The following is a 24,691-nucleotide window of genomic DNA, read 5'->3' as shown; positions in this document are numbered from 1 at the left end:
GCGTACTCCAACTCGGAAAAGCTCGATTGCATCGGCCCACGTCCTGTCATTCGAACACAGCCTCCATTATCTCAAGCGCATCTCTGTGCCGGGGCGCCGGCGGAGGAATAAATCAGCGATTCCCTAACCCATCATTCCACCGGACCTTGCGCATAAAGCCGCGCAAGGCCGGTGAATTCAGACGTTAGCCCACACAAATGGAGGCCAATTTGAGCTGGGAAGCAATAGCGGGATTTTCAAGCTCGATCATTGCACTTTGTGCCCTCGGCCTTACAATTTGGCAGGCTTGCATAGCTCGAAAACATAACAGATTATCTGTCACCCCCCATCTAACAACCTGGACGCATTCCGACACAGCAAAAAACATATATGCAGTCGAGTTGCTCAACAACGGCGTCGGCCCTGCGCTAATCAATAGCTTCCAAATCCAGGTCGATGGTCACCCCATCGTTGGAGAAGGAACTGAACCAATGGAGAGAGTGCTAAAAATACTCTTTCCACAGTATCAGTATTCCTCATGGCAGTCATTTGTCTCAAAGGGCTACATGATGTCGGCGAAAGAGACCCGCAGTCTCGTCACGATTCAGTTTCATGGCGAGAAACTGCCAAGACCAGAGGAAATTGAACACGCCACGAAAAGGGCTCGGGTGTTAATCGAGTACGAATCGATATACAAAGACAAGTCAACGCTTGATACCTCAGAATTTAGGGCTAACCTTGCGCTGCAAGGGACGCCCGCAAGCGGGCGCCCCTGAGCTAGAACGTTAGAACTCACAACTAAACAACTAAAGGGGTCAGTGTCATCTGATCCACTTTCGTACGAACTCTGTACGGGTCCAGTATTCACCTGACACCGGCCCTGAGCCGGTGTTGTCCCACGCGGCTACCGCCGCAGCCCCGTCAGGCCGATCTCGAATCCGCCGCCCGGCAGATTCCGCGCCCGCATCCGTGCCCCGTGCAATTCAGCAATGCGCGCCACGATGGCGAGCCCCAGCCCGTTCCCCTCAATGGCCTGCCCTGCGCCGCGGAAGAAGCGCTCACCCAGCCGGCCTAGAACGTCTACCGACACGCCAGGACCGTCATCCCGCACCAACAGATTCACCAAATCACCGCCGGCCTCCTGCACCACCACCGTGATATGGCTGCCGACCGGCGTGTAGCGCAGGGCGTTGTCCAGCAGGTTGCGCAGCGCGATTTGCAGCAGATCGGCGTCGCCCACGACGTGCAGATCGCCTTCGGGTAGTTCGCAGCGCACGCTCCGCTGCTCGGCGGGATCGGCGTGGAGGGCGGTGGCGACTGCTTCCTCGACCAGCGTGCGCAGGTCCACCCGCTCCGCATGAGGCAAGGCATTCATCGGGTCCAGGCGAGCCAGGCGCAGGAGTTGGTCCACCAGGCGGGACGCCCGGTCCACGCCGCATTCGATCTGTTCGAGGGCGTGGTCGCGCTGGTCCGCTTCGCGGCTGCGGCGCGCCACCTGGGTCTGGACCTTCACGGCCGCCAGGGGCGTGCGCAGTTCGTGGGCGGCGTCGGCGGTGAAGCGCCGTTCGTTGTCCAGGGCACGGCCCACGCGCTGCAGCAGGCGGTCGATGGCGGCGGCCAGGGGGGCGGCTTCGGTGGGAATGTTGCGCACCGCCAGCGGCTGCAGGTTGTCCGGGCTGCGGGCGGACACTTCGGCGGCCAGGCGTTCCAGCGGGCGCAGGCCGCGCACGATGGAGAGGTAGATGAACAGCACCAGCAGGGGGGCGATGACCGCCAGCGGCAGGACGGTCTGCCCGGCTACTTCGAGGGCGGCGCGGTCGCGCAGGCCGATGGACTGGGACACCTGCACGCGGTAGCGGCCGTCCGCCGACACCCTGTTCAGCACGCGCCACGAGGTGTCCTGGCGCAGGATGTCGCTGTAGCCCGCCACGCCGAGCACGGGGATGGGGGGTGCGTTGTCGGAGCGCGCGAGGATGGTGCCGTCGCCGCGGCCGATCTGGAATTCCAGCGGCGGTTCGTAGACGTTGTCGGCCGCGCCGCGCACGGTGGCCAGGCGCGCGGCGAGTTCGGCCAGGTCGTCTTCGTTGTCGCCCAGGATGGCGAGCAGCAGGCGCGCGGTCTGCGCCAGGCTGCCGTCCATAAGTTCCTCGGCTTCGTGCTGGGCGCGGGTATAGCTGAGCACGCCGGTGAGCAGCCACAGCAGCAGCACCGCCGCGCACAGGGCGGCGAGCAACCGCCAGCGCAGCGAATGCAGGCGTTCGCGCGCCGGCAGGCGCCTCACTCGCCCCCTCCGAGCCGATAGCCCAGCCCGCGCACGGTGCGGATGAAGTCCGCGCCAAGCTTCTTGCGCAGATGGTGGATGTACACCTCCACGATGTTGCTGCCGGCTTCCTCGCCCCAGGCGAAGAGGCTTTCCTCCAGTTGGGCGCGGTTGCGGATGCGCCCCGGGTGGGCCAGCAGTTCGTGCAGCAGCGCGTATTCGCGGGCCGACAGGGCGATCTCCTGCCCATCCCGGCTGACGCGCCGGCTGGCCGGGTCCAGCGTCACCCCGCCGTGCGCCAGCACCGGTTCGGCCACCCCTTCGGCGCGGCGCAGCAGGGCACGCAGGCGGGCCTGGAGTTCGACGAGATCGAAGGGCTTGGTGACATAGTCGTCCGCCCCTGCATCCAGTCCGCCGACCTTGTCCTCGCGCGTGTCACGGGCGGTGAGCACCAGCACCGGGATGCGGTTGCCCTGCCGCCGCAACTGGCGCAGCACGGCCATGCCGTCCTTGCCCGGCAGGCCGAGGTCGAGAACGCAGGCGTCGTAACGGTGATCGGCCAGCGCCCCCAGCGCCTGCTCGCCGCTGCGCACCCAGTCCACCGCGTAGGTCTCCAGCGCCAGCCCGGCGCGGATGCCGTCGCCGAGCAGGGCATCGTCCTCCACCACCAGTATTCTCACCGTCAGTTCCCTTCCCCGCCGATGCGGGAAAGCAGCGCGCGGATTTCCTCCCGCCGGCCCTGGTCCGCCAGTTCCCGTCCAGGCCGCGGCGGCGCGGCGAGCGCCTTTTCGAGGAAGGCACGCCCCGCCTGGGGCTTGCCCTGGTCGAGCAGATACTCGCCGTAGAAGAAGTTGGGGTCAATCCCGCCCGGGTTGAGGGCGAGCGCCTTGCGGAAGAGTTCTTCGGCCCGCTCCCGGTCGCCGAAGCCCAGCGGCCAGTGCGGCACCCTGGCGTAGAGGGTGGCGAGGCTGGTGTAGGCGGAGCCATCCAGCGCGCCTTCGTCCAATTTCAGGCTCTCCTCCAGCAGGCGGCGCGCCTCCTTGGCCAGGGACAGGGCTCCCAGGCCGCCGCGGGCGCCGGCCTCGCTGGAGATCACGATGCCTTCCCAGATCAGCGCCGGGGCGTGGTTGGGGTTGGCCGCGCTGACGCGGTGGGCCTGCTCGGCCAGTTCCCGGTAGCGCTCCGCCTGCTCCCTTGGCGGCAGGCGGTACTTGATCTCCGCCCAGCGCTGCTGGATGGGGCGGATCAGTTCGTCGGTGGCGTCGGCTGCAGCGGCGCTCAGGCCGAAGCACAGGGCGGCCGCGGCTAGAAAGGGGCGAAGCATGGTCGGGTTCTCCGGTGGATGTATCAGGGTGATTCGGTGTGTTGCGCGGTGGCATGCTGCTTGATGACCCCCAGCTTGCCGCGCAGGCCCCGGTCCACCAGTTCCGGGGCGAGTCCGTTGAGGCGGGCGAACAGGCGTTCCGGGAAGCCGATGTGGCGTTCGGCTACCCCGCGGCGCAGGGCGTCGACGACGTGGGCGGCCACCACCTCGGGGCGATCGCAGGCGTTGCTCAGCGCGGCGTTCAGGGCCCTGGCGGCGGGCGGATCGAGGGCGGTGTCGATGGCCCGCGGGGCGACGTGGATCACCCGCACCGGGCTGTCGGCCAGTTCCCGCCGCAGCGCCTGGGAAAAGGCGCGCAGCCCGGCCTTGGCGGCCGAATACGCGGCGAAGCCGGCGAAGGGAATGCTGCCGAAGGCCGAGCCGATGTTCACCACCGCCGCGGCGGGCCGGTCGCGCAGGACGGGCAGCAGCGCATGGGTCAGGCGCAGCGGGGCGGCGAGATCCGTCGCCAGGATGTGGGCCACGGTTTTGGGGGCCTGGTTCTCGAAGAGGCCGAAGCCGCCCGTGCCGGCGTTGTTGATCAGCACGTCGGCGCCGAAATCGCGGGCGGCCTGCGCCAGTGCGGCTATGCCCTCCTCGCTGGTCAGGTCGGCGGCCACGCGGCGGACCTCGCAGCCGGCCGGCAGCGCCACCGTAGCGAGCCGCCCGGCGTCGCGGCCCGTGAGCAGCAGTGAGGCGCCGGCTTCCGCCAGTTGCCGCGCCAGCGCGGAACCCAGTCCGCCGCTGGCGCCGGTCAGCACGACGCGGGCTTCACTCAGGCGCATGCGGCGGCCTCCACGACGGGCAGCGCGCGGAAGACGTCGCCATACAGCTTGAAGAACACCCGCGCGGCGTGGACCACGTCGGCCTGGTCTTCCGGGGTCATGCGCTCCAGCAGTGCGGCCAGGTGGCGGGTGTGCTCCGGGTCCAGCGTGCCGTGGGAGCGCAGGTAGGTGAAGGCCCCGTCGGGCAGGCCCAGGGCCTGCTGGATGCGGTCCGCCGCAGTGAGCGCCAGCGCGACGCTGGTGCCTTCCAGCACGAACACCATGCCGAAGAAGGCGGCCGGATTGCCGCGCTCGATCAGGTCGTAGGCGTAGGCCACCATCACCTCGGCGGGCAGGTCCGGCCGGCTGCGCCGCACCGCATCGGCGTCGCCGCCGGCGACGGCGATGTCGTCGAGGATCCATTCCTCGTGGCCGATCTCCTCGTCGATGTATTCCGCCACGGCGCGGCGCATCCACGCGAGGCGTTCGGGCAGGCGGCCGCCCAGCCTCATCAGCAGCGGCGTGGTGTGGCGCACGTGGTGGTAGGCCTGGCCGAGAAAGGCCAGGTAGGACTCGCGGCCGACCCGCCCCTGCAGGCAGGCGGCGATGACCGGCGCGCCCACCAGCGTCGCGCGGGCGTCGGCGGTGGCCCGTTGCAGTTCCTCATAGAAGCTCATCTTGCGGTTCCTCGTTGTCGTACAGCGCGGCGATCTCGCCGGCATACAGTTGGTTGATGCGGCTGCGCACCGGACGGCCGTTGCCGGTCGCGGTGCCGTCGGCCGCGGTGAAAGGCGGGACGGCCCGCCAGCGTGCGATGCGCGCGTAGTCCGGCAGGCCGGCGTTGACCCCGGCCACCAGCGCGCCGAGCTGGCGCGCCTCCACGCCCGGCGCGGGGACCAGCAGCGCGACCGGGGACGGACGGCCGTCGCCCGTCACCAGCGCCTGCAGCACGCGCGCATCGGCCAGCAGCAGGGATTCGATCCACTCCGGCGCCACGTTGCGGCCGAAGGAGGTGATCAGCAGGTTCTTGCGCCGCCCCGCCAGGCGCAGGTGGCCCCGGACGTCCAGTACGCCCAGGTCGCCGGTGCGAAACACACCGCCCTCGCCCACCGGGTTGCCCGCATAGCCGAGGAAGCCACGGCTGCGCACTACCACCTCGCCATCGTCGATCTCCACCCGCGCATGGGCGAGCGGACGCCCCACGTCGTCGCCGTCGTTCGCTTCGCCCGGCAAGTTGAGGCAGACCACTGAACCGGCCTCGGTCAGGCCGTAGCCCTGGCAGACGGGCAATCCGGCACGGCGCGCGGTGGTCAGCAGGCCGGAGGCCACCCGCGCCCCGCCGACCGCGGCAAAGCACAGGCTCCCGGGCGCGAGCCGGCCGGAATGCTGCAGCAGGCCGAGCCACGCCTTCAGCAGTTCCGGCACCAGGATCACGCTCGACGCGCGGGTTTTCCGCAGGCTGCGGTCCAGCCCGGCCGGATCGAAGCCCGCCGCGCCGCGCCAGCCCAGCGACGCGAGCGGCGGCAGGTGCACCGCCATGCCGCGCAGCAGGGGGGCGTAGACGCCGGCCACGTTCTCCAGCAGCAGCGCGAGCGGCAGCACCGCCAGGTGGCGTTCCAAGGGCAGCCCGCGCAGACGCTCGTCCACCGCGCGGGCGGTGTCGAGCAGGCCTTGCGCGGACAGGCACACGCCCTTGGGCGCGCCGGTGCTGCCGGAGGTGAAGGAAATCTTCGCCGTCCCGGCCGGCAGTGCGGCCGGGGCGGCGACCCGGCGCATCCAGTGCAGGCCCTGCCTGCGCCCGGTGAGGCAGAACCCCAGGTCCAGCGCGCCGATGCGCTCGGGCTGGTCGGTGAGCACCGTATCGGCGCCCGAGCGTTCCAACGCGTGGCTCAACTGGGCGGAGGTGAAGAAGGCCGGCAGCGGCAGATGCACCACGCCGGCCGACTGCGCCGCGAGGTCGGCCATGACCCACTCCGGGCCGTTGTCCGCCAGCACGGCGAGCACCCGGCTGGCGGCCAGGCGCTCGCACAGCGCATCCAGTTCCGCGACGATCTCCCCCGCCCACCAGGCGCGTCCCGGCGCGGCGAGCAGGACGCGGTGGCACGGATGGCGCGCGAGTTCGTCGCGCCAGTCGAACTCACCCATGGCCGGCCGCCTTGTCCAGCGCCAGCCGGATGCGGCCGGCGACCACGACCGGCCCGGTGGCGTAGTAGCTGCCCCAGGCCCGCGCCTGTTCGCCCAGGCGGTGCGGATCGGCGGGCGCGATGGCCAGCGGCGGCAGGCCGAGGCGGCGGAAGATGCCGATCAGCTCGGCCGTGGCGGTGAACGCCACCCACTCGTAGCCCAGCCGGTCCAGGTGCGCCGCCAGCGCGAAGATGACGTCCACGCTGCTCCCCGGCCGCTCCGCCGCCAGGTTGCCCACCTCCACGATGCGCCCGCGGGGCACCGGCTGGCCGGCCAGGCGGGCGAGTGCTTCCTCCACCGACCGGTCGAGGTAGTGCTCCAGCATCAGCCGGTCTTCGGCCGCGCTGCGCCAGCCCGCGGCGGCCACGATGCGCGCGTCGCGTTCGAGCACCATCAGATTGGGCGCGAAGCCCGGCACCTCGGCGCCGTAGCGGCGGCGGAAGACCGCGCGGACGAAGTCCTCCGCCGCGGCGCGGCGCGGATGGCCGTCCACGGTATGGCGCACCGTGGGCAGGCTGCGCTGCGGCAGGAAATGGTGTCGATATGCCCTCAAGATCGCGGCCCCTGTCGATGTGGTGCCACGATCTTGAGGCGGGCCGATTAATCGGGACTTAACATGGAACGCGGCCAGTTCAGCCCGAGCATCAGGATTTCTGTCGCGCGCCCAGTACGCCCAACACCGCGATGACCAAGGCCGCCGCCACGCCGACGCCCAGCGCCCAGGTCGGCGCGTAGAAAGTGTGGTAGACGTCCCAACCCGCGGCCTTGAGCCCCAGCGAGAAATCAGACGGCGAGCCGAGCAGGTAGCCACCCAGGGTACCCGTGACGGCGAGCAGGAATGCGGCCACCAGGGTGAAAAACAGCAAAGGCAAGCGCCGGCTGCCCTGCCACACCTGCTCGCCGCCGCGGATGCGTAACGCGGCCACCAGCGCCCAGGCCGCCATCGCCCAGATGGCAAACAGCACCTTGTTGCGCCCCATCGGCGAGGCCACTACCGCATCGGACGGCCAGATCAGCAGGCCGGTAAGGAAGGTGCCCACGCCGCCGAGCAGGCCCGCCACCAGCAAGACGGGCAGCAGGCGGTCGAAACCGCGCGTCCGCTCGCTGTCGGAAAAGGCGCGCGCCAGGATGATGAAGAAGGAAACGAACAGCAGGCCCATCGGGAAGTGGGCCATGATGTGGTGATACGGAGCCATGTGCGTGTTCTCCCTGATCAATTGCGCGGGGCGCGTACCAGTGCGAAGCCGGCGGCGGCAAAGAGCAGCAGGCCGGCCAGCAGGGTCAGGCGCCACTGGCCGACGATCCGCTCGCGGAATTCCATCTCCACCCCGTAGCTGGCGAGCTGCTCCTCGGTGTGGTAGCGCTTCACCGGCACGCCGCGCCGGATTTGTGCGCTGCCGGCGTGCTCTTCGCTGGTCAGCAGCGGCCAGGTGACCTGGCCGGGGTAGAAGAGCTTCACGGCCTTCCATTCCTGCTGCCAGGGCGGGGCATCTCCCGCAAAGCGCACGGCCTGCAGCTCCGCCTCGCGTGACAGGCCGAGCGAGAGTGGCAGCGAAACGTAGTGCCAGCGCCCGCCGGTGGCATGGCGATGGATGGCGAAAGCGACCGAATAGCTGCCGCCATCGTGGAAGATCTTGTCGTCCAGCGGGTTGCCGGTGTCCAGCGCGCGGGACAGGGTCACCGTCCAGTGCCCGTCCGCCCACCTGCCGCTGGCACCGATGTCGGCACGGGACCCGGTCGGGTCGCGCAGCGCCCGCCGCGGCAGGGTGTCGCCTTCCTGCCATGGATGGTCCGCATCGTAGGGAATCATGGTGCCAGCGTGCAGGTAGTACACCGAATCCTGCGCCACTGCGCCGCCTTCCACCTCTTCCCAGCGCAGTGCGGCGTGGCCGGCCTTCTCCGGGTCGAACATCCAGCGCGGCTGCTTCCTCTCGCCATCCCAGTTGGTCGACCAGGCGCTGCGCCCGGCGTCGCCGCCGCGGATTTCGTGCACCGCCTGGTCGTCGGCCACGCCGATGGGCGCACCGCGGTTGGCGCGCCAGTGCCACAGGTCGAGGAAGTAGCCGGACTTGCGCAGGGTCGCCATGCGCTCGCCGTCCACCGTGGTCGTCCAGTCGGCCGGGATGGTGCGCGTGGCCGGCAGGTACTTGGTGACAGCCTCTTCCTTGAGCTCCTTGCCCAGGCGCGGGTGGGCGCCCACCTCCTCCGCGCCGGCCTGGGTGCTCAGTTCGGCCAGCCCGGCGCCGATGGCCACGTAGCCGCCGTAGCGGCCGAACTCCGGCACGCTGCCGTCATCGACCAGCATGGCGACGCGGTCCTCGTGCAGGCCGTGCGGATTGGGGCCGGGCACCGGGTCGCCGTAGCGCCGCCACTCGCCGCCCTGGTAGCGCAGCACGTCGTGGAAGATGCGCGGGCGCTCAGCCGGCCAGCGGTACTGGAAGAAAATCTTCTCGCCGTTGTAGGCTGCGCGGACCTGCAGCGGCACGGTGAGCGTCCCGGGAATGTCGACGTGACGATCGTGATCGGCGCGGATGATGCCGGTGCCGTTGCTGGCCCAGATCAGCCCGAATGCCCCTGCAAACAGGGCGGTCGCGGCCAGCACCGGTGTGCTAGAGCTACTCATCGTGTTCTCCTCCTTATTGTCGTTCTGGATGGCATCCTGCCCGTGCAGGTCGCATCGGCAGATTGCCGGATCGATGAATAGCCGACGCGGATTAACCGAAACTTAAAATGAAGCATGCCGCGCCAGGCTGCGGGCAGACGCCATGCGAAGGAAGCCTCGGGCATCGGCGGCCCTCCGCCCGTCACCATCCTTTCATATGAACTTCATCCCTCCGCAACGGGAGGCGCGAATGATGCTCATATGAACGTTCCGCCCTTCGCCTTCCGACGCAGCGCTGTCGACCGCTCTCCGGCGGCGGAGGCGCGCATGCGGGCCATCCTCGACAGCGTGAACGCCCACGGCTTCCAGACCATCGAGGCGCTGGCCGCGCGCTTCGGCGTCACCACGCAGACCATACGGCGCGACGTCAACCTGCTCTGCGAACGCGGCCTGTGCCGGCGCCGCCACGGCGGCATCGACCTGCCGCCCGGCGGCGAGAACCTCGCCTACCCGACCCGCCGCGTGCTCGACCGAGAAGCCAAGCGGCGCATCGCCCTGTGCGTGGCCCGCGCGGTGCCCGACGGCGCCTCCCTCTTCTTCGGCATCGGCACCACGCCCGAGCAATGCGCCCACGCCCTGCTGGAGCGCAAGGGGCTACGGGTGATGACCAACAACCTCAACGTGGCCGCGGTGCTGGCGCGCAACCCGGGCTGCGAGGTCACCGTGGCCGGCGGGCGCATCCGCAACGGCGACTTCGACGTGGTCGCCGGCGAGGCCCACGATTTCTTTTGCCGCTTCTCGGTGGACATCGGCATCTACGGGGTCGGCGGCGTGGCGGAGGACGGCGCGCTGCTGGACTTCAGCGAGGACGAGGCGCGCATGCGCGGCGAACTCGCCCGCCACTGCCGGCAGCGCTTCCTGGTGCTCGACCATTCCAAGTTCGGCCGCGGCGCCACGGTGCGCGGCGGCCACATCACCGAGGCGACCGCGGTCTTCACCGACCGGCCGCCGCCCCCCGACATCACGCGCATGCTGGCCGCCGCCGGCGTGGCCGTGGTGTTTCCCCCCGACGATTCCCAGCCCACGCCCTGAAGGAGTAGCCCCATGTCCGTTCCCGGCTTCAAACGCATCGCGCTGGCCGCGCTGACCTTCGCCGCCCTCGCCGGCGCTGCCCCCGCCCACGCCCAGAGCAAGGCGATCTGCTACAACTGTCCGCCCGAATGGGCCGACTGGGGTTCCCAGTTGAAGGCCATCGGCAGCCGCCTGAACATCCAGGTGCCGCCGGACAACAAGAACTCCGGCCAGTCCATCGCCGCGCTGATCGCGGAGAAGGCCAGCCCGGTGGCGGACGTGGTCTACCTGGGCGGCATCGCCGCCGATCCGGCCCGCGACGCGGACGTGCTCACGCCCTACAAGCCCGCCGGCTGGGAGCGCATCCCCGCGGACCTGAAGGACCCGCAGGGCCACTGGTTCACCATCCATTCCGGCACCCTGGGCCTGTTCGTGAACACCGCCGCGCTCGGCAACAAGCCGGTGCCCAGGACCTGGGCCGACCTGCTCAAGCCCGAATACAAGGGCATGGTGGGCTACCTGGACCCCACTTCGGCCGCGGTGGGCCAGATCGGCGTGATGGCCATCAACCTGGCTCTGGGCGGCAGCTACGACAACCTGGACCCGGCCATCGGCTTCTTCAACAAGCTCGCCGGCAACCAGCCCATCGTGCCCAAGCAGACCTCCTACGCCCGCGTGATTTCCGGCGAGATCCCGATCCTGATCGACTACGACTTCAACGCCTACCGGGGCCAGTACACCGACAAGGCGCCGGTCCGCTTCGTGATCCCGCAGGAAGGCACGGTGGTGGTTCCCTACGTGATGGGCCTGGTCAAAGGCGGCCCCAACGCGGGCAACGGCAGGAAGATCCTGGACTTCGTGCTGTCGCCGGAAAGCCAGGCCATGTGGGGCAACGCCTACCTGCGCCCGGTGTTCGCCGAGCATCTGTCCGCCGAGGCCAAATCCCGCTTCCTGCCGGAAAGCGAGTACGCACGCGCCAAGCCCATCGACCTGAAGCGCCTGGCTGCGGCCCAGCCGAAGATCGTCGAGCGCTACAGGAACGAAGTGCGCTGATATGGCATTTCCCCGCCGGCCGGCCCGGCCGCCGGCGGGGTCCAATCTTCCATAGCCATGACGTCGTTTCCGCAATCCACGGCCGTTCGGGCTGAGCCTGTCGAAGCCCGGTCACTCCAATCACCCTTCGACAAGCTCAGGGCGAACGGTGGTGCGCAATGCTTTGTCGGGGCGATGTTCCTTCTGCCCGCCGCCATCTTCTTCATCGCCTTTTTCATCCTGCCCATGGGCCGCCTCTTCATCGTGGGCGGCAGCGGCAGCCGGGGCTGGTCGGCCTATGCGGCCATCCTCACCGACGCGGTGTATTTCAACGCGCTCCTCGCCACCCTGGGCGTGGCGGCGGCCACCACCGTCACCACGCTGCTCGTCAGCGGCGTCGCCGGGGTCTTCCTGCAGCGCCATCCCTTTCCCGGCAACCGCCTGCTGGTCTCCCTGCTGACCCTGCCGCTGGCCTTTCCCGGCGTGGTCATCGGCTTCATGGTGATCATGCTGGCCGGCCGCCAGGGGCTGATCGGCACGCTCACCCAGGCGCTGGGCGGCGACAGGCTGGTATTCGCCTATTCGCTGGCGGGCCTCTTCATGGGCTACGTGTATTTCTCCATTCCGCGCACCCTCCTCACCATCATGGCGGCGGCGGAAAAGCTGGACCCGCGCCTGGAGGAAGCGGCCCGCTCCCTGGGCGCCTCCACCTGGCGCGTGGTGCGCGACGTGATCCTGCCGGGGCTCAAGCCCGCGCTGATCTCCAGCGGCGCCATCTGCTTCGCCACCGCGGTGGGGGCCTTCGGCACCGCCTTCACGCTCGCCACCCGCATCGACGTGCTGCCCATGGTGATCTACACCGAATTCACCCTGTCGGCCAACATCGCCATGGCCGCGGCGCTGAGCTTCGTGCTGGGCGCGGTCACCTGGCTGGTGCTCGCCCTGGCGCGCTCGGCGGCCGGCTCCACCGTGGCCGCCGCGGGCTGAGGGACAGGCCATGCCCCCACTGATCTTTTCCCTGCAACTGGCGTTCACGCTGGCCGTGTGCGCCTTCCTGATCGTGCCAGTGGTGCTCTCCGTCCTCGCCGGCCTCACGGTGAACTACTTCGTCGGCCTGGAAAGCGGCCTGACGCTGAAATGGGTGATCGAGGTGTGGAACGGCTACCGCGACACCCTGTTCCGCTCCGTGGGCATCGCCCTGGCCTGCCTGGCGCTGACCCTGGTGCTGGGCGTGCCCGCCGCCTATGCCCTGGCGCGCGCGAAGAGCCGGCTGGGGCGGGCCTTCGAGGAACTGCTGATGCTGCCGGTGGCGGTGCCGGGGCTCGCCACCGCGCTGGCGCTCATCGCCAGCTACGGCGCGCTTTCCGGCTTTCGCACCTCGTGGGCCTTCATCCTCGTGGGCCACGCGCTGTTCACCCTGCCCTTCATGCTGCGGGCGGTGCTCGCGGTGCTGTCGGCCATCGACCTCAAGACCCTGGAGGAAGGGGCCGCGTCGCTGGGCGCCGGCCCGTGGCAGCGCTTCGTCCACATCGTGCTGCCCAACTGCCGCGACGGCATCCTCGCCGGCTCGCTGATGGTGCTCACCCTGTCCATGGGCGAATTCAACCTCACCTGGCTGCTGCACACGCCCCTCACCAAGACCCTGCCGGTGGGGCTGGCGGACGCCTACGCCTCCCTGCGCCTGGAGGTCGGCAGCGCCTACACCCTGCTCTTCTTCCTGATGATCGTGCCGCTGCTGCTCGCCATGCAGGCGCTGGCCCGCCCGCGCAGGCGCCGCTTCATCCCCGCCGACGACACCGACCTCGCGCCCCTCGCGCTGAAGCCATGAACCCTGTCCCCCTCGCCATCCGCCTCGAAGGCTGCGCCCGGACCTTCGCCGACGGCACCCGCGCCCTCGAACCCCTGGACCTGGACATCCGCGCCGGCGAAACCCTGGTGCTGCTCGGCCCCTCCGGCTGCGGCAAGACCACCACCCTGCGCCTCATCGCCGGCCTGGAACGGCCGGACGCCGGCGGCCGGGTGCTGTTCGACGGCGAGGACGTCACCGCCCGCGGCATCGAAGCGCGCCACGTGGGCATGGTGTTCCAGTCCTACGCGCTGTTCCCCAACATGACGGTGGCGGAGAACATCGGCTACGGCCTGCGCATCCGCAAGCTGCCCATCCGCGAGCAGCGCGCCCGGGTGGGCGAGATGCTCGCCATGATGCGCCTGGAGGCGCTGGCCGACCGCGCCGTGGATCAGCTCTCCGGCGGCCAGCGCCAGCGCGTGGCGCTCGCCCGCGCCCTGGCGGTGCGCCCCCGCGCCCTGCTGCTGGACGAACCCCTCACCGCCCTCGACGCGCAACTGCGCGACACCCTGCGCATGGAGATCAACCTGCTGCTGCGGGGCCTGGGCATCACCGCGATCTACGTCACCCACGACCAGGCCGAGGCCATGGCCCTGGGCGACCGCATCGTCGTCATGGCCCACGGCCGGGTGGCCCAGGTGGGCACGCCGCGGGACATCTACCACCGCCCGGCCTCGGCCTTCGTCGCCGACTTCATCGGCACCATGAACCGGGTGCGCGGCAGCGAGACCGCCGACGGCTTCGCCTGCGCGGGCGGACGCCTGCGCCTGCCACCCACCGGACGCGGCGCCGCGGCGGTGATGTTCCGCCCCGAGGACGTGCGCATCGCCGCCGACGATGAAACCGCCGATCTGGCCGGCACGGTCACCGCCTCCTTCTACCTGGGCGACCGCACCCGGCTGTTCGTGGACATCGGCGACGAGTGCCCGCTGACCGTCGAGAGCAGCGCCCGCTGCACCTTCCGGCCCGGCCAGGCCATCCGCCTGAACGTGCAGCCCGACGGCCTGCTGGTGCTCTGACCCATGCTCATCGCCCAGATCACCGACACCCACGTCAAGCAGCCCGGCCGCCTCGCCTACCGCCGCGTGGACACCGCCGCCATGCTGGCACGCTGCGTGGAGGCGGTCGCCGCGCTGCGTCCGCGGCCCGACCTCATCGTGATGACGGGCGATCTCGTGGACCTGGGCCAGCCCGCCGAATACGACCATCTCAAGACCCTGCTCGCGCCGCTGGGCATCCCCATGGTCGCCGTGCCCGGCAACCACGACGAGCGCGAGTCCATGCGCGCCGCCTTCGCCGCGGACGGCTACCTGCCCGCCCACGGCTTCCTGCACTTTGCCATCGACGACCGCTTTCCCCTGCGCCTGATCGGCCTGGATACCGTGGTGCCCGGCGAGGGCCGTGGCGAACTGTGCGCCGCGCGCCTGGCCTGGCTGGAAGAAGCGCTGGCCGCCGCCCCGCAGCGCCCCACGCTGGTCCTGATGCACCACCCGCCCTTCGCCACCGGCATCGGCCACATGGACCGCATCGGCCTGGAAGGCGCCGACGGCTTCGAGGCCATCGTCGCCCGCCACCCGCAGATCGTCGCCGTGCTGTGCGGCCACCTGCACCGCAGCATCCACACCACGGTGGGCGGACGGCGCGTGCTCACCGCCCCCAGCCCGGCCCACCAGGTGGCCCTCGACCTGCGCCCGGACGCGCCGAGCTGCTTCCGCATGGAACCGCCAGGCTATCTGCTGCACCTGTGGCAGCAAGGCCGGCTCGTCAGCCACAGCGCGGCCATCGGCCCCTTCGACGGCCCCTTCCCCTTCTTCGACCCGGACGGCCGGCTCATCGATTGACCCCATGCCCCTCGCCCTCTTCGATCTCGACCACACCCTGCTCGACGGCGACACCAACTGCCTGTGGCTGGAACACCTCGTGGAACGGGGCCACCTGCCCGCCGCCGCCCTCGCCCGCCAGGCCGACTACATGGCCCGCTATGCCGCCCGCGAACTGGACATCCACGACTACCTCGCCTTCCACATCGGCCTGCTGCGCGACCGCCCGGCGGCGGCCTGGCGGGACGTCCTGCGCACCTTCGTCGCCGAACGCATCGCGCCGCGCATCCCGGCGGCCGCCCGCGCCGCGGTCGAGCGCCACCGCGGCGCGGGCCACGTGCTGGCCATCGTCACCGCCACCCACAGCTTCCTGTCCGATGAAATCGGCCGGCTGCTCGCCCTCCCGGTGATTGCGCCCGTGGCCGAGGAACAAGACGGCCGGCTGACCGGCCGCATCCTCGGCCCGGCCTGCTTCGGCGCGCAGAAGGTGCCCTGCGTGGAAGGCTGGCTCGCCGCCGCGCTCCCCGGCCCGCCGCCGCGGGAACGCCACTTCTACAGCGATTCGGCCAACGACCTGCCCCTGCTGCGGGCCGTGAGCCATCCCGTGGTGGTCAATGGGGACGAGCACCTCACCCGCATCGCCCAGGCGCACGGCTGGCCGCGGCTGAGATGGCGCGCCGGCTGAATCCGGTGGCCGCCGGCACACGAACCGCGCCGACTTGACCTGGATCGAAGACCGGCCGCGCTCCGGCGGGCACAATGGCGCGATGATGCCGCGCACCCTCCTTTCACTGCTGCTCTGCCTGTCCTGCGCGGGCGCCGCCCTTGCCGCCCAGCCCCTGCAAGCCTGGATCGACGCCGCCCCCGCCGGTGGCGTGCTGCGCCTGCTGCCCGGCATCTATGACGGCCCCGCGACCATCACCAAGCCGCTGACCCTGGAAGGAAACGGCGAGGTGGTCATCGACGGCGGCGGCCGGGGCACCGTGCTGACGGTGCGCGCGGACGGCGTGACCCTGCGCGGACTCATCCTGCGCGGCAGCGGCGATTCCCACGACGCCCTCGACGGCGGCGTCATGGCCGAAGGCCGCGCCCTGCTCATCGAGGACAACGTGCTCGAAGACGTCCTCTTCGGCATCACCCTGCACGACGTGCACGGCAGCACGGTGCGCGGCAACCGCATCCGCTCGCGCGGCGATGACCCGGCTTACCGCGGGGACGGCCTGCGCCTGTGGTACAGCACGCGCAACCGCATCGAGGGCAACGACATCGCGCAGGTACGCGACGTCACGGTGACCAACTCGCCGCGCAACCGCTTCGTCGGCAACGCCGTGCGCGAAAGCCGGCGCGCGCTGAACTTCCTCTTCTCCCACCGCAGCGTCGTGGAAAACAACGTCTTCGAGCACAACGCGGCAGGCGTGGTCGCGCTCAATTCCGACGGCATGCTCGTGCGCGGCAACCGCATCATGCACGCCCGGGACGTCTCGGGCGCCTGCATCGCGCTCAAGGAAATCTCCGCCGCGCTCGTCCAGGACAACGAGATCGTGCACTGCGCCCACGGCATCATGGCCGACTCTCCGACCGACCCGATCAACCGCGTCGTATTCGCCGGCAATCTCATCGCCCACAACGTCACCGGCGTCCATTTCTACGGGGTGCGCGGCGGCCACATCGCCATGGACAACACCTTCCGCGGCAACCTGTGGCCGGTCACCATCGTCGGCGACGGCGACCCGCTCAACGACACCTGGTGGGGCAATGCCTGGGACGACTACGAGGGCTTCGACCTGGACGGCGACGGCCGCGGCGACCGGCCGCACGAAATCTACGCCTATGCGGACCGAATCTGGCTGGAAACGCCGGACACCACCTTCTTCCGCAATTCGCCGGTGCTGGAACTGCTCGACTTCCTCGAACGGCTGGCCCCCTTCGCCGCGCCGGCCCTCATCCTGCGCGACACCGCGCCGCGCATGCCCTGACGGGGCGGCAAGAGCGGGTGCTCCTTCGGCACGCACTGTTCCAGGCTCGCGTAGCTGAACGGCGACACTTTGGCGCTTTTCGGATAATTCAAGATGACTTTCTTGGATATTTCGTTGCCTTTCCTATACTTGCCCTACGCTGACCGATGCTGGAAACGTGGCTGACACGATGCAGACGTTTTCCCGGCGGCAAACCGCGGACAGGGAGGTGGCTGGCCCATGCGACGCTCGAATCCTGGAGGTGTCCTTTGGAGCGGTGCTGCACGCGCGATGCATGCATTCATCCGCGCGGAAAGGGGAGGACAAAAGCATATCCGCTTGCCGTTCATGTGGCAGCCGATGGCCCTGTCGGCCATCCCGCTTTTCCTCTTCCTGTCCGGTGAGCGAGCATTCGCGCAATGCACGACGATCGATGCCGGCACGGTGACCTGCTCGGGCAACGAGCCATCCGGGCTGACCATCGTCCCGCCGCCGCCCCCGGGTCCGGACGTCGCGGTCACGGTGGAGCCCGGCGCGACGATCAACGGGTCGGTGGTCATCGACGGCCTGATGACGCTCTGGTTCCAGAACAACGGCCAGATCAACGGCAACGTGACCATTACCGGCAACGGCGATCTCACGTTCGATCAGAACGGCACGTTTGGCGGCACCACGCTTTCGGCGACGGGCTCCGGCTCCAACGAGTTGATCGTCCGGACCGGACGCTCCGTCAATACCGTGATCCTGTCGGGCGCCGAGAACCGCGTCGACAACTTCGGTGTTCTCAACAATTCCGTCACGCTGAACGCGACATCCTCGAACACGGTCATCAACCGGACCGGCGCGGCGATCAACCAGCTCATCCTCTCGGGGCCGCTCAATACAATCGACAACAGCGGGCTCTTCAATCAGGGACTCGCGTTCGCCAACGCACACACGGCTTCCAGCCAGTACGACAACACCATCATCAACCGGGCTACCGGCGTCATCAACGGCATCAGCAGCACCGGCAACGCGTTCATCACCATAAGCAACAGCGGCGTGATCAATGGCCCGGTCAATCTGGGGTCCGGCAACGATCTGTTCGCCAACCGGCTGCAGACCAACGGCAGCGTCAATCTGGGCGACGGCAACGACATCTTCGCCCAGTTCGAGGGGACCATCTGCTGCACGGTCAACCTCGGCAACGGCAACGACCTCGCATTCATCTTCGACGGCACGATCAGCTCGGACGTGCAGGCAGGCGCAGGAAACGACACCCTGGCCTGGCAGGGCGGCCGGATCGTCGCCGGTATCCGGATGGGAGAAGGCAGCGACTATGCGCTGCTCTCCGGCCTCGATGCCACCAACCTGGTTTCCGGCCTGCTCGTGGACGGCGGGCTGTCGGAGAACGACCGCCTGGTATGGAGCAATACGCAAAACGGCAGTACCGGCCTCGACGTGGCCCAGCTCACCTACTGGGAAAGCATAGCGCTCAACTTCCGTTCCCAGCTCACCTTCAAGAACTACAGCACGCTGACCCTGGGCGATCCCGGAACGGGGACGGGCGTTATTTCCATCGACAGCAGCAGTGCCGCGCTGGCCGGAAACGGCACGCACGCCGTCAGGCCGTGGAATCCGGGTGCGCTGGTCAGCGTCAACAATGCCGGGACCATCGATCTGACCAACGGTCCGGCGACGGCGACCGACCGTTTCGTGATCTACGGCAACTACACCGGCCAGAACGGGCGCCTCAATCTGCAGACCGTGCTGGGCAGCGACGATTCGCCCTCCGATCAACTCGTGATCCAGAAGAATTCGAGCGCGACGGCAAACCCGACGGCATCCGGGCTGACCGCGCTGAACGTGTCCAACCTGAACGGCCCGGGCGCGATGACCACCGGAGATGGCATCCGGGTGGTGGACGCGGTGGGCGGCGCCGTCACGACGGCAGGCGCGTTCGTGCTCGGCAGCCGGGTGGCAGCCGGCGTGTACGAGTACGCGCTGTTTCGCGGCGGCGTGACGTCCAACGCTGCCAACGACAACGACTGGTTCCTCCGCTCGAGCGTGTCCCAGCCCGTGGTGCCGCCCACCGTGCTGCCGATACCGGTGCCGCCGCCGCCCATTCCCCCAACGACGTTGCCGGCCCCGGTGCCGACGATTCCGCTCGAACCGACGCCACCGGGCCCCGCGCCGCCGTCTCCGCCATCGACGCTGCCGGCACCGCTGCCGCCGGCGCCGCTGATTCCGACGCCGCCGCTGCCCATTCCTCCGCCACCGGAGCCGCCGCCCGTCGATCCGCCGCCGGAGCCGCCGACACCCCCCGTCGATCCGCCGGAACCGCCGACGCCGCCCGTCGATCCGCCGCCGGTGCCCCCCGTCGATCCGCCATCGCCGCCGGACATTCCGCTGATCCGTCCGGAGATTCCCGGCTACGTCCTCATGCCCGCGATGGCCCAGCAGATCGGCATGGCAGCCATCGGCACCTTTCACCAACGCCGCGGCGACCAGGCGCTGCTGGACGTCAGCGGCACCACCGGCAACGCATGGGCGCGCGTGTTCGGCGACGATCGCGACCAGCGATGGCGTTCAAGGGTCGGCGGCATCGATTACCAGTTGTCCCCCCAGATCAGCAGCCGCATGTGGGGCGTGCAGGTGGGGTCCGACCTCTACGCCCGCAGCGACGAGCAGGGGCGCGAGGATCGCGCCGGGGCGTTCTACACGCATACCGAGACACACGGGACCGTTTTCGGCAATACGCTGTCGATCGACCGCAACCGCTCCGGCGACCTGGATCTCACCGGAGACAGCATCGGCCTTTACTGGACGCGGATCGGCCCCCGCCGCTGGTACGTCGATACGGTCGCGATGTACACGCATTTCCGTGGAGATGCCGAATCGAAACTCGGCGCGGGAGCCGACATCCACGGCAGCGCCTTCGCTGCCTCGCTCGAGAGCGGCGTCCCTTTCCCCCTCGATGGCAAGTGGACCATCGAGCCGCAGGGGCAGATCGTCTGGCAGCGCATCGGCCTGGACGATACCCGCGACCCCTATTCTTCCATCGACTACCGCGATTTCGATGCACTCACCGGGCGGCTGGGCGTGAGGCTGGAGCACGACACGCTGGTCCGCAGCCGTCCGTGGCAATCCTTCCTCAGCCTCAACGTATGGCGCAACTTCGGGAAGACGTCGAACGTGACGTTCGAAGATACGAAGGTGGCGACTTCGCTGGGCGGCACATCGCTGGAATTGCGGGGCGGCATGGCGATGAAGCTGTCGGACAACGTCGCCGCCTTCCTGTCCGTGAGCTATACGACCAAACTCGACGGGCGGATGCAGCATGGCGTCGGCGGGATTGGCGGCGTCCGCGTCCGGTGGTAGTTCCCGGCTGCCTTTCCTGCCGACCGTTGCGGATGCGTGGCTGCATCGAGAACCGCGCCCGGACTCACGGCCGGGGTTGTTCACCAGCCTGCTGGCCGCCGAACGCGCAGCCGCGCGCCAGGCGCATGCGCGACAAATACACCAGGGCCAGCGCCCCCATGTTCATCACCAGCGCATAGACGACGCTGGGCGCGGCCATCGGCGGATTGTGCAGCAGCGAAATGGCGACGAAGATGCCCAGGCCCGCGTTCTGCAGGCCGCACTCCATCGCCCCCGCCACGGCGTCCCGGCGGCCGGCGCCGACCGCCGCCACCAGTGCGTAGCCGCCCGCCATCGCGAGCACGTTGAGCAGCAGCGCGGCCGGCCCCACGGACGGGAAGCTGGTCAGGATCGTGTGTCGATGGGCGAGGAAGGTCCCCAGCACGATGGCGGCGAAGAACACCGTCGCCACCCGCCCGACGGCACGTTCCACCCGTTCGCCGCCCTGCCCCAGCCGGCGGCGCAGGGCCACACCCAGCGCCGTGGGCAGGGTGGTGACCACGAGCACGCTGCCCACCAGCCGCTCCACGGGTAGCGCGCCCAGTTGTCCGACCGCATCGGCGAAGGCACCGCTCGCGAGATGGACGAACACCAGCTTGGCCAGCAGCGGAAAGGTGAGCAGCGCCGCCAGGCTGCTGATCACGGTGATGGTCAGCGACAGCGCGGTGTTGCCGCGCGCGAGCCGGGTCAGGAAGGCGGAACTGGCGCCGCCCGGACAGGCGGCGAGGAGCAGCAGGCCAACCGCGGGTTCGCCCGGCAGGCCGAGGAACAGAACCACCGCGAGCGCCGCCAGCGGCACCAGCAGCAACTGGCCGGCCAGCCCCGCCGCCAATGCCGCCGGCCGGACGAAGACCTGGCGGAAATCCTCCGGCCGCAGCGACAGCCCGACCGAGAACATGATGAACGCCAGCGCGGTGGGGAGCAGCACGTCGGCCAGCACCGGGGCGGGCTCAGAACAGGCTTTCGACCAGCAGACCGGCGGCCATCGCCAGCCCCAGCACGCTGCCGCCGCGCGCGGTGTCGGCCAGCACGGCGTTGAACGCCTGGCCGGACGCCGCCCGGAAGCGGCCGATGAGGCGCACCATGGCCGGCACGGCGACGAGGCCCAGGAGCGCGCCGGGACGGCCGGCGAGCGCCATGGCGGCGAGCAGCGGCACGGGCAGCAGGACGAGCAGTCCGTAGGCGTGCAGGCAGCCCGCGCGGCCGAGCACCGCGGCCAGGGTGCGCCGCCCGCTCAGCAGGTCCGTTTCCAGGTCGCGGAAGTTGTTCACCAGCAGCACGGCGGCGGCGGGCGCACCCACCGCGAGCCCCGCCACCACGCCGACGGCCGAGAACGCCTGGGCCTGCAGCCAATGGCTGCCGCACACCGCGAGCACGCCGAAGAACACCAGCACGAAGAGTTCCCCCAGCGGCGTGTGAGAGATGGGCCGCGGCCCGCCCGAATAGGCCCAGCCGGCCAGCAGGGAGGCGATGCCGATGGCGAGGATGAAGCCGCCGCCCACCGCCACCAGGTAGCAGCCGAGGGCGAGCGCAGCGGCGAAGGAAAGCAAGGCGCCGCGCTTGACCGCCGCCGCACTCGCCAGGCCGCCGGCGGTCACGCGCAGGGGGCCGAGGCGGCGCGGGCCGTCGGTGCCGCGCTCGAAGTCGGCCGCGTCGTTGTAGAGGTTGGTGCCGATCTGGATCAGCACCGCGCTCGCCAGCGTCGCCAGCAGCACGAGCCAGGCGATCGTTGCGCCGTCGGCCACGGCCAGGGCCGTTCCCACCGCCACCGGGGCCACCGCGATGCCCAGCGTGCGCGGCCGGGCGGCGAGCCACCAGACGCGGGCGGCGAGCCAGCGCGGCTGCGCGGGACGGCTCAGAGGGAACGATTGGCGTAGTGTATGCATGCGATTCCGAAGGAGAGGTTTTCCCAGCTCACGGACTGGAAGCCCGCACCGTCCAGGATCGCGGCCAGGGCCTGCTGGTCGGGGAAGCGCCGGATGGATTCGACGAGGTAATCGTAGGCTTCGGGTTGGCCCGCCACCGCGGCGCCCAGACGCGGAATGACGAGGCGGGAGTATAGGTCATAGAACGGCGCCAGCCACCGCGCCGGGCGGGAGAACTCCAGGCACGCGAAGCGGCCGCCGGGCTTGAGGACGCGATGGATCTCGGCCAGCGCCGCGCCGACGTCCGTGGCATTGCGCAGGCCGAAGGAGATGGTCAGCAGATCCACGCTGGCGGTGGCGAAGGGCAGGCGCTCGGCCTCCCCCGCGCTCCACGCCGCGGACACGCCGCGCCGGCGCCCCGCTTCCATCATCGCCCACGACGGATCGCACACCACCACCATGCGCCCGTCTTCGCCCAGCAGCCTGGCCATGTCGCCGGTGCCGCCCGCCAGGTCCACCACCACCCCGCCGCGCCCGGCGCAGCGCCGGGCGAGCCTGCGCTTCCACAGGCGGTGGATGCCGAAGCTCATCAGGTCGTTCATCAGGTCGTAGCGGGGCGCCACCGCCTCGAACACGCGCCGGATGCGCCGGCGGCGCTCCTCCGGGGAGACGGCGAAGCGGCCGAAGCTGGCCGAATCCGGCACCTCCGCCGTCACTGCAGCAGCCTCCCGGCGATGGACTCGAAATCGTCCTTGCCGAACACGCCGAGCTTGCGCACGACGATCTCGCCCTTGCGGTCGATGGCAAGCGTGAACGGCAGTCCGGCCTTGCCGTTGCCCAGCGCCTGCATCAGCCAGATGCCCTTGCTGCGGCCCAGGGCGACCGGGTAATCCACGCCGTAGGCAGCGAGGAATTCGCGCACCGCGACGGGGTCGTCCTCCACCGCGATGCCCAGCACGGTGAGCCCCTGCGGGCCGTACTCCTTCTGCAGGGCGGCGAGTTCCGGCATTTCCGTGCGGCACGGCCCGCACCAGCGCGCCCAGAAATTCACCAGCAGGGGCTTGCCCCGGTAATGGGCGAGTTCCGCCGGCTTGCCGTCGGTGCCCACCAGCGTGGCCGCGAACAGCGAATCCGTGCCGGCGGCATACGCGCCCGTGCCGAAGACGGCGCACAGCGCGAGGATGAATCCGGCGAGCCGTCTCACAGCAGATCCCCCTTGCGGAAGAGGTGGTAACCCAGCAGCGCGGCACCGATGCCGAGCGCCGCCGGATAAACCAGCGCGAAGATACGGAAGCCCGCCGCGCCGAAGAGGTCAAGAATCACGTAGGCGGCCGGCCCGAGCACGATGAGCTGCGGATCGAACATCGCCAGCGCGGCGGTGCGGAACACCTGCAGCGGGTTGGCCAGGGCGATCGCCACCGCGAGTTCCGGGTCGATGCGGCCCTGGATCATGACCCCCAGCAGGATGAGGTCGAGGAAAAGCAGCAAGGCCAGCCACACCAGGAAGGCCGCGCCCTGGGCCACGTCGGTGGTGCGCGCGACGGCCGAAAGCAACATGCCGATGCCCAGGAAGCACAGCGCCATCACGGCGAGCAGCGCAGTGTAGTAGGCGAACATGCCCCACGGGATCTCGATGCCGTCGAAGTAGCCCCACAGGGTGGCGCCGAGCATGGCGAGGAAGACCGGGGCGAAGATCACCGCGTAGCGGCCCAGGATCTTGCCCCAGAACCAGGCGCCGAGCGATATCGGCAGCGCCAGCAGGTACTCGAAGACACCCGCCTCGCGGTCGCCGGCCACCGAACGCACCGTGGTGATGAGCACGAAGATGGGCAGGATGGCCATGGTGAGCTGGATGTAGGTCACCAGCAGGCGCGACAGCCCGATGAAGCCCAGCACGCGCGATTCGGTGAGCCCGAAGACGAAGAGCAGCGCGACGATGCCGCCGAACACCAGCGTATAGACCTGGAACCAGCGCGCGCGCAGGGATTCGACGATGTCGAGGCGGGCGGTGAGCAGAAGCTGTTTCATTTATTTTCCCCTGGCCAGCGTTTGCCGCCGCATTTCTTCAAAACCGATGGCGTCCGCCTGGGCCGCCGCCAGCGCGGCGAAGTTGTAGCCCATGGGCGAGGTACGCACGACGTAGCGGGCCTGGCGCGGGTCGAGCCAGTTCATCCGTTCGCGGCCCGGGCTTTCGAAGTCGGCGACCCACATGCGGGTGGCCACCTCGCCCATCCACGGATGCTTCGCCGCCGCCTCCTGCAGCCAGAACAGCAGGCAGCCGAGGTCGTCGAACTTGAACGCGGTGCCGGCCGGCCCGCCGCGCAGTTCCGCCGCGAAGCGCTGGTCGGAGATCACCATGTTGCAGCGGACGCAGGTGTCGCGGTCCCAGCGGATCGGCACCATGCCCTCGGGCCAGTCCCCTTTGCCGCAGCCGGAGAGCAGTCCGGCGAGCGGCCCGAGCAGCAGCGGCGCCGCGCCGGCGCGCAGCAGGAATTCGCGCCGCGGCAGGCGCAGCACGGCGGAAGCCGATGACGGATGATGGGTGCACATG

General features: G+C 69.6%; 25 protein-coding genes. 10 read left to right on the top strand and 15 right to left on the bottom strand.

Going from position 1 to position 24,691, the window contains the following annotated elements:
• Positions 1–209: 209 nt before the first annotated feature.
• Positions 210–755, top strand: a complete 546-nt coding sequence (locus E6O51_RS12485) for a hypothetical protein (protein ID WP_136385307.1) — start codon at positions 210–212, stop codon at positions 753–755.
• Positions 756–883: 128 nt separating this feature from the next.
• Here the strand turns inward: E6O51_RS12485 and E6O51_RS12480 are convergent, their stop codons facing one another.
• The 9 genes from E6O51_RS12480 to E6O51_RS12440 all read right to left on the bottom strand — a co-directional run bounded on the left by E6O51_RS12480 (position 884) and on the right by E6O51_RS12440 (position 9,173).
• A complete protein-coding gene (locus E6O51_RS12480) occupies positions 884–2,260 on the bottom strand; it encodes an ATP-binding protein (protein WP_211091394.1) in 1,377 nt (458 codons plus the stop codon).
• Positions 2,257–2,919, bottom strand: a complete 663-nt coding sequence (locus E6O51_RS12475) for a response regulator transcription factor (protein WP_136385306.1) — start codon at positions 2,917–2,919, stop codon at positions 2,257–2,259. The genes E6O51_RS12480 and E6O51_RS12475 overlap by 4 nt, the downstream gene beginning before the upstream one ends.
• A gap of 2 nt (positions 2,920–2,921) precedes the next feature.
• Complete coding sequence (locus E6O51_RS12470; RefSeq protein ID WP_136385305.1) at positions 2,922–3,563, bottom strand: TRAP transporter TatT component family protein; 642 nt, start codon at positions 3,561–3,563, stop codon at positions 2,922–2,924.
• A 23-nt stretch (positions 3,564–3,586) separates the two neighbouring features.
• Positions 3,587–4,387: an SDR family oxidoreductase gene (locus tag E6O51_RS12465; RefSeq protein ID WP_136385304.1), complete on the bottom strand. Its 801-nt coding sequence runs from the start codon at positions 4,385–4,387 to the stop codon at positions 3,587–3,589.
• On the bottom strand, positions 4,378–5,043 hold the full coding sequence (locus E6O51_RS12460) for a TenA family transcriptional regulator (protein ID WP_136385303.1): 666 nt from the start codon (positions 5,041–5,043) through the stop codon (positions 4,378–4,380). The genes E6O51_RS12465 and E6O51_RS12460 overlap by 10 nt, the downstream gene beginning before the upstream one ends.
• A complete protein-coding gene (locus E6O51_RS12455) occupies positions 5,030–6,511 on the bottom strand; it encodes an AMP-binding protein (protein WP_136385302.1) in 1,482 nt (493 codons plus the stop codon). The genes E6O51_RS12460 and E6O51_RS12455 overlap by 14 nt, the downstream gene beginning before the upstream one ends.
• The gene (locus E6O51_RS12450; protein WP_136385301.1) at positions 6,504–7,103 is read right to left on the bottom strand and encodes a thermostable hemolysin; all 600 of its coding nucleotides are present in this window, start codon (positions 7,101–7,103) and stop codon (positions 6,504–6,506) included. Before E6O51_RS12450 ends, E6O51_RS12455 begins: the two co-directional genes overlap by 8 nt.
• A gap of 91 nt (positions 7,104–7,194) precedes the next feature.
• On the bottom strand, positions 7,195–7,746 hold the full coding sequence (locus E6O51_RS12445) for a DUF2231 domain-containing protein (RefSeq protein WP_136385300.1): 552 nt from the start codon (positions 7,744–7,746) through the stop codon (positions 7,195–7,197).
• A gap of 17 nt (positions 7,747–7,763) precedes the next feature.
• A complete protein-coding gene (locus E6O51_RS12440) occupies positions 7,764–9,173 on the bottom strand; it encodes an ethylbenzene dehydrogenase-related protein (protein WP_136385299.1) in 1,410 nt (469 codons plus the stop codon).
• A gap of 306 nt (positions 9,174–9,479) precedes the next feature.
• Here E6O51_RS12440 and E6O51_RS12435 point away from each other — a divergent pair, with 306 nt between their 5' ends.
• From E6O51_RS12435 to E6O51_RS12400, 9 genes are all read left to right on the top strand, one after another.
• Complete coding sequence (locus tag E6O51_RS12435; RefSeq protein WP_136385298.1) at positions 9,480–10,244, top strand: DeoR/GlpR family DNA-binding transcription regulator; 765 nt, start codon at positions 9,480–9,482, stop codon at positions 10,242–10,244.
• A 12-nt stretch (positions 10,245–10,256) separates the two neighbouring features.
• Positions 10,257–11,276: an extracellular solute-binding protein gene (locus E6O51_RS12430; protein ID WP_136385297.1), complete on the top strand. Its 1,020-nt coding sequence runs from the start codon at positions 10,257–10,259 to the stop codon at positions 11,274–11,276.
• A gap of 174 nt (positions 11,277–11,450) precedes the next feature.
• On the top strand, positions 11,451–12,242 hold the full coding sequence (locus E6O51_RS12425) for an ABC transporter permease (RefSeq protein ID WP_136385296.1): 792 nt from the start codon (positions 11,451–11,453) through the stop codon (positions 12,240–12,242).
• A gap of 10 nt (positions 12,243–12,252) precedes the next feature.
• Positions 12,253–13,083: an ABC transporter permease gene (locus E6O51_RS12420; RefSeq protein ID WP_136385295.1), complete on the top strand. Its 831-nt coding sequence runs from the start codon at positions 12,253–12,255 to the stop codon at positions 13,081–13,083.
• Positions 13,080–14,120, top strand: a complete 1,041-nt coding sequence (locus E6O51_RS22085; RefSeq protein ID WP_211091393.1) for an ABC transporter ATP-binding protein — start codon at positions 13,080–13,082, stop codon at positions 14,118–14,120. The genes E6O51_RS12420 and E6O51_RS22085 overlap by 4 nt, the downstream gene beginning before the upstream one ends.
• Positions 14,121–14,123: 3 nt before the next feature.
• Positions 14,124–14,942 carry a phosphodiesterase gene (locus E6O51_RS22080; RefSeq protein ID WP_211091392.1) on the top strand — a complete coding sequence of 273 codons (819 nt, stop codon included), beginning with the start codon at positions 14,124–14,126 and terminating at the stop codon, positions 14,940–14,942.
• Between the two features lie 4 nt (positions 14,943–14,946).
• Entirely contained in the window at positions 14,947–15,606 is a 660-nt protein-coding gene (locus E6O51_RS12410; RefSeq protein ID WP_136385294.1) for an HAD family hydrolase, read from the top strand.
• 34 nt (positions 15,607–15,640) lie between these two features.
• A complete protein-coding gene (nosD, locus tag E6O51_RS12405; protein ID WP_230976781.1) occupies positions 15,641–16,897 on the top strand; it encodes a nitrous oxide reductase family maturation protein NosD in 1,257 nt (418 codons plus the stop codon).
• 270 nt (positions 16,898–17,167) lie between these two features.
• Entirely contained in the window at positions 17,168–20,236 is a 3,069-nt protein-coding gene (locus E6O51_RS12400) for an autotransporter family protein (protein ID WP_168735261.1), read from the top strand.
• A 64-nt stretch (positions 20,237–20,300) separates the two neighbouring features.
• On the opposite strand, the gene E6O51_RS12395 is transcribed toward E6O51_RS12400, so the two are convergent.
• Genes E6O51_RS12395 through E6O51_RS12370 form a run of 6 tightly spaced genes read right to left on the bottom strand, consistent with a single transcriptional unit; the run spans position 20,301 to position 24,690 of the window.
• Entirely contained in the window at positions 20,301–21,203 is a 903-nt protein-coding gene (locus E6O51_RS12395; RefSeq protein WP_230976780.1) for a bile acid:sodium symporter family protein, read from the bottom strand.
• Between the two features lie 22 nt (positions 21,204–21,225).
• Entirely contained in the window at positions 21,226–22,161 is a 936-nt protein-coding gene (gene menA, locus E6O51_RS12390; RefSeq protein ID WP_136385291.1) for a 1,4-dihydroxy-2-naphthoate octaprenyltransferase, read from the bottom strand.
• The gene (locus E6O51_RS12385) at positions 22,131–22,856 is read right to left on the bottom strand and encodes a class I SAM-dependent methyltransferase (RefSeq protein WP_136385290.1); all 726 of its coding nucleotides are present in this window, start codon (positions 22,854–22,856) and stop codon (positions 22,131–22,133) included. Before E6O51_RS12385 ends, menA begins: the two co-directional genes overlap by 31 nt.
• Complete coding sequence (locus E6O51_RS12380; RefSeq protein ID WP_230976779.1) at positions 22,853–23,344, bottom strand: TlpA family protein disulfide reductase; 492 nt, start codon at positions 23,342–23,344, stop codon at positions 22,853–22,855. Before E6O51_RS12380 ends, E6O51_RS12385 begins: the two co-directional genes overlap by 4 nt.
• A complete protein-coding gene (locus tag E6O51_RS12375; RefSeq protein WP_136385289.1) occupies positions 23,341–24,168 on the bottom strand; it encodes an ABC transporter permease in 828 nt (275 codons plus the stop codon). The genes E6O51_RS12380 and E6O51_RS12375 overlap by 4 nt, the downstream gene beginning before the upstream one ends.
• On the bottom strand, positions 24,169–24,690 hold the full coding sequence (locus tag E6O51_RS12370) for a hypothetical protein (protein ID WP_136385288.1): 522 nt from the start codon (positions 24,688–24,690) through the stop codon (positions 24,169–24,171).
• Between the last annotated feature and the right edge of the window lies 1 nt (position 24,691).

Origin of the sequence: Pseudothauera rhizosphaerae, assembly GCF_004801305.1 — a bacterium.
GTDB lineage: Bacteria > Pseudomonadota > Gammaproteobacteria > Burkholderiales > Rhodocyclaceae > Pseudothauera > Pseudothauera rhizosphaerae.
Note: the sequence above shows the minus strand (reverse complement) of the source record. Positions and strands in the feature narration are given on the sequence as shown.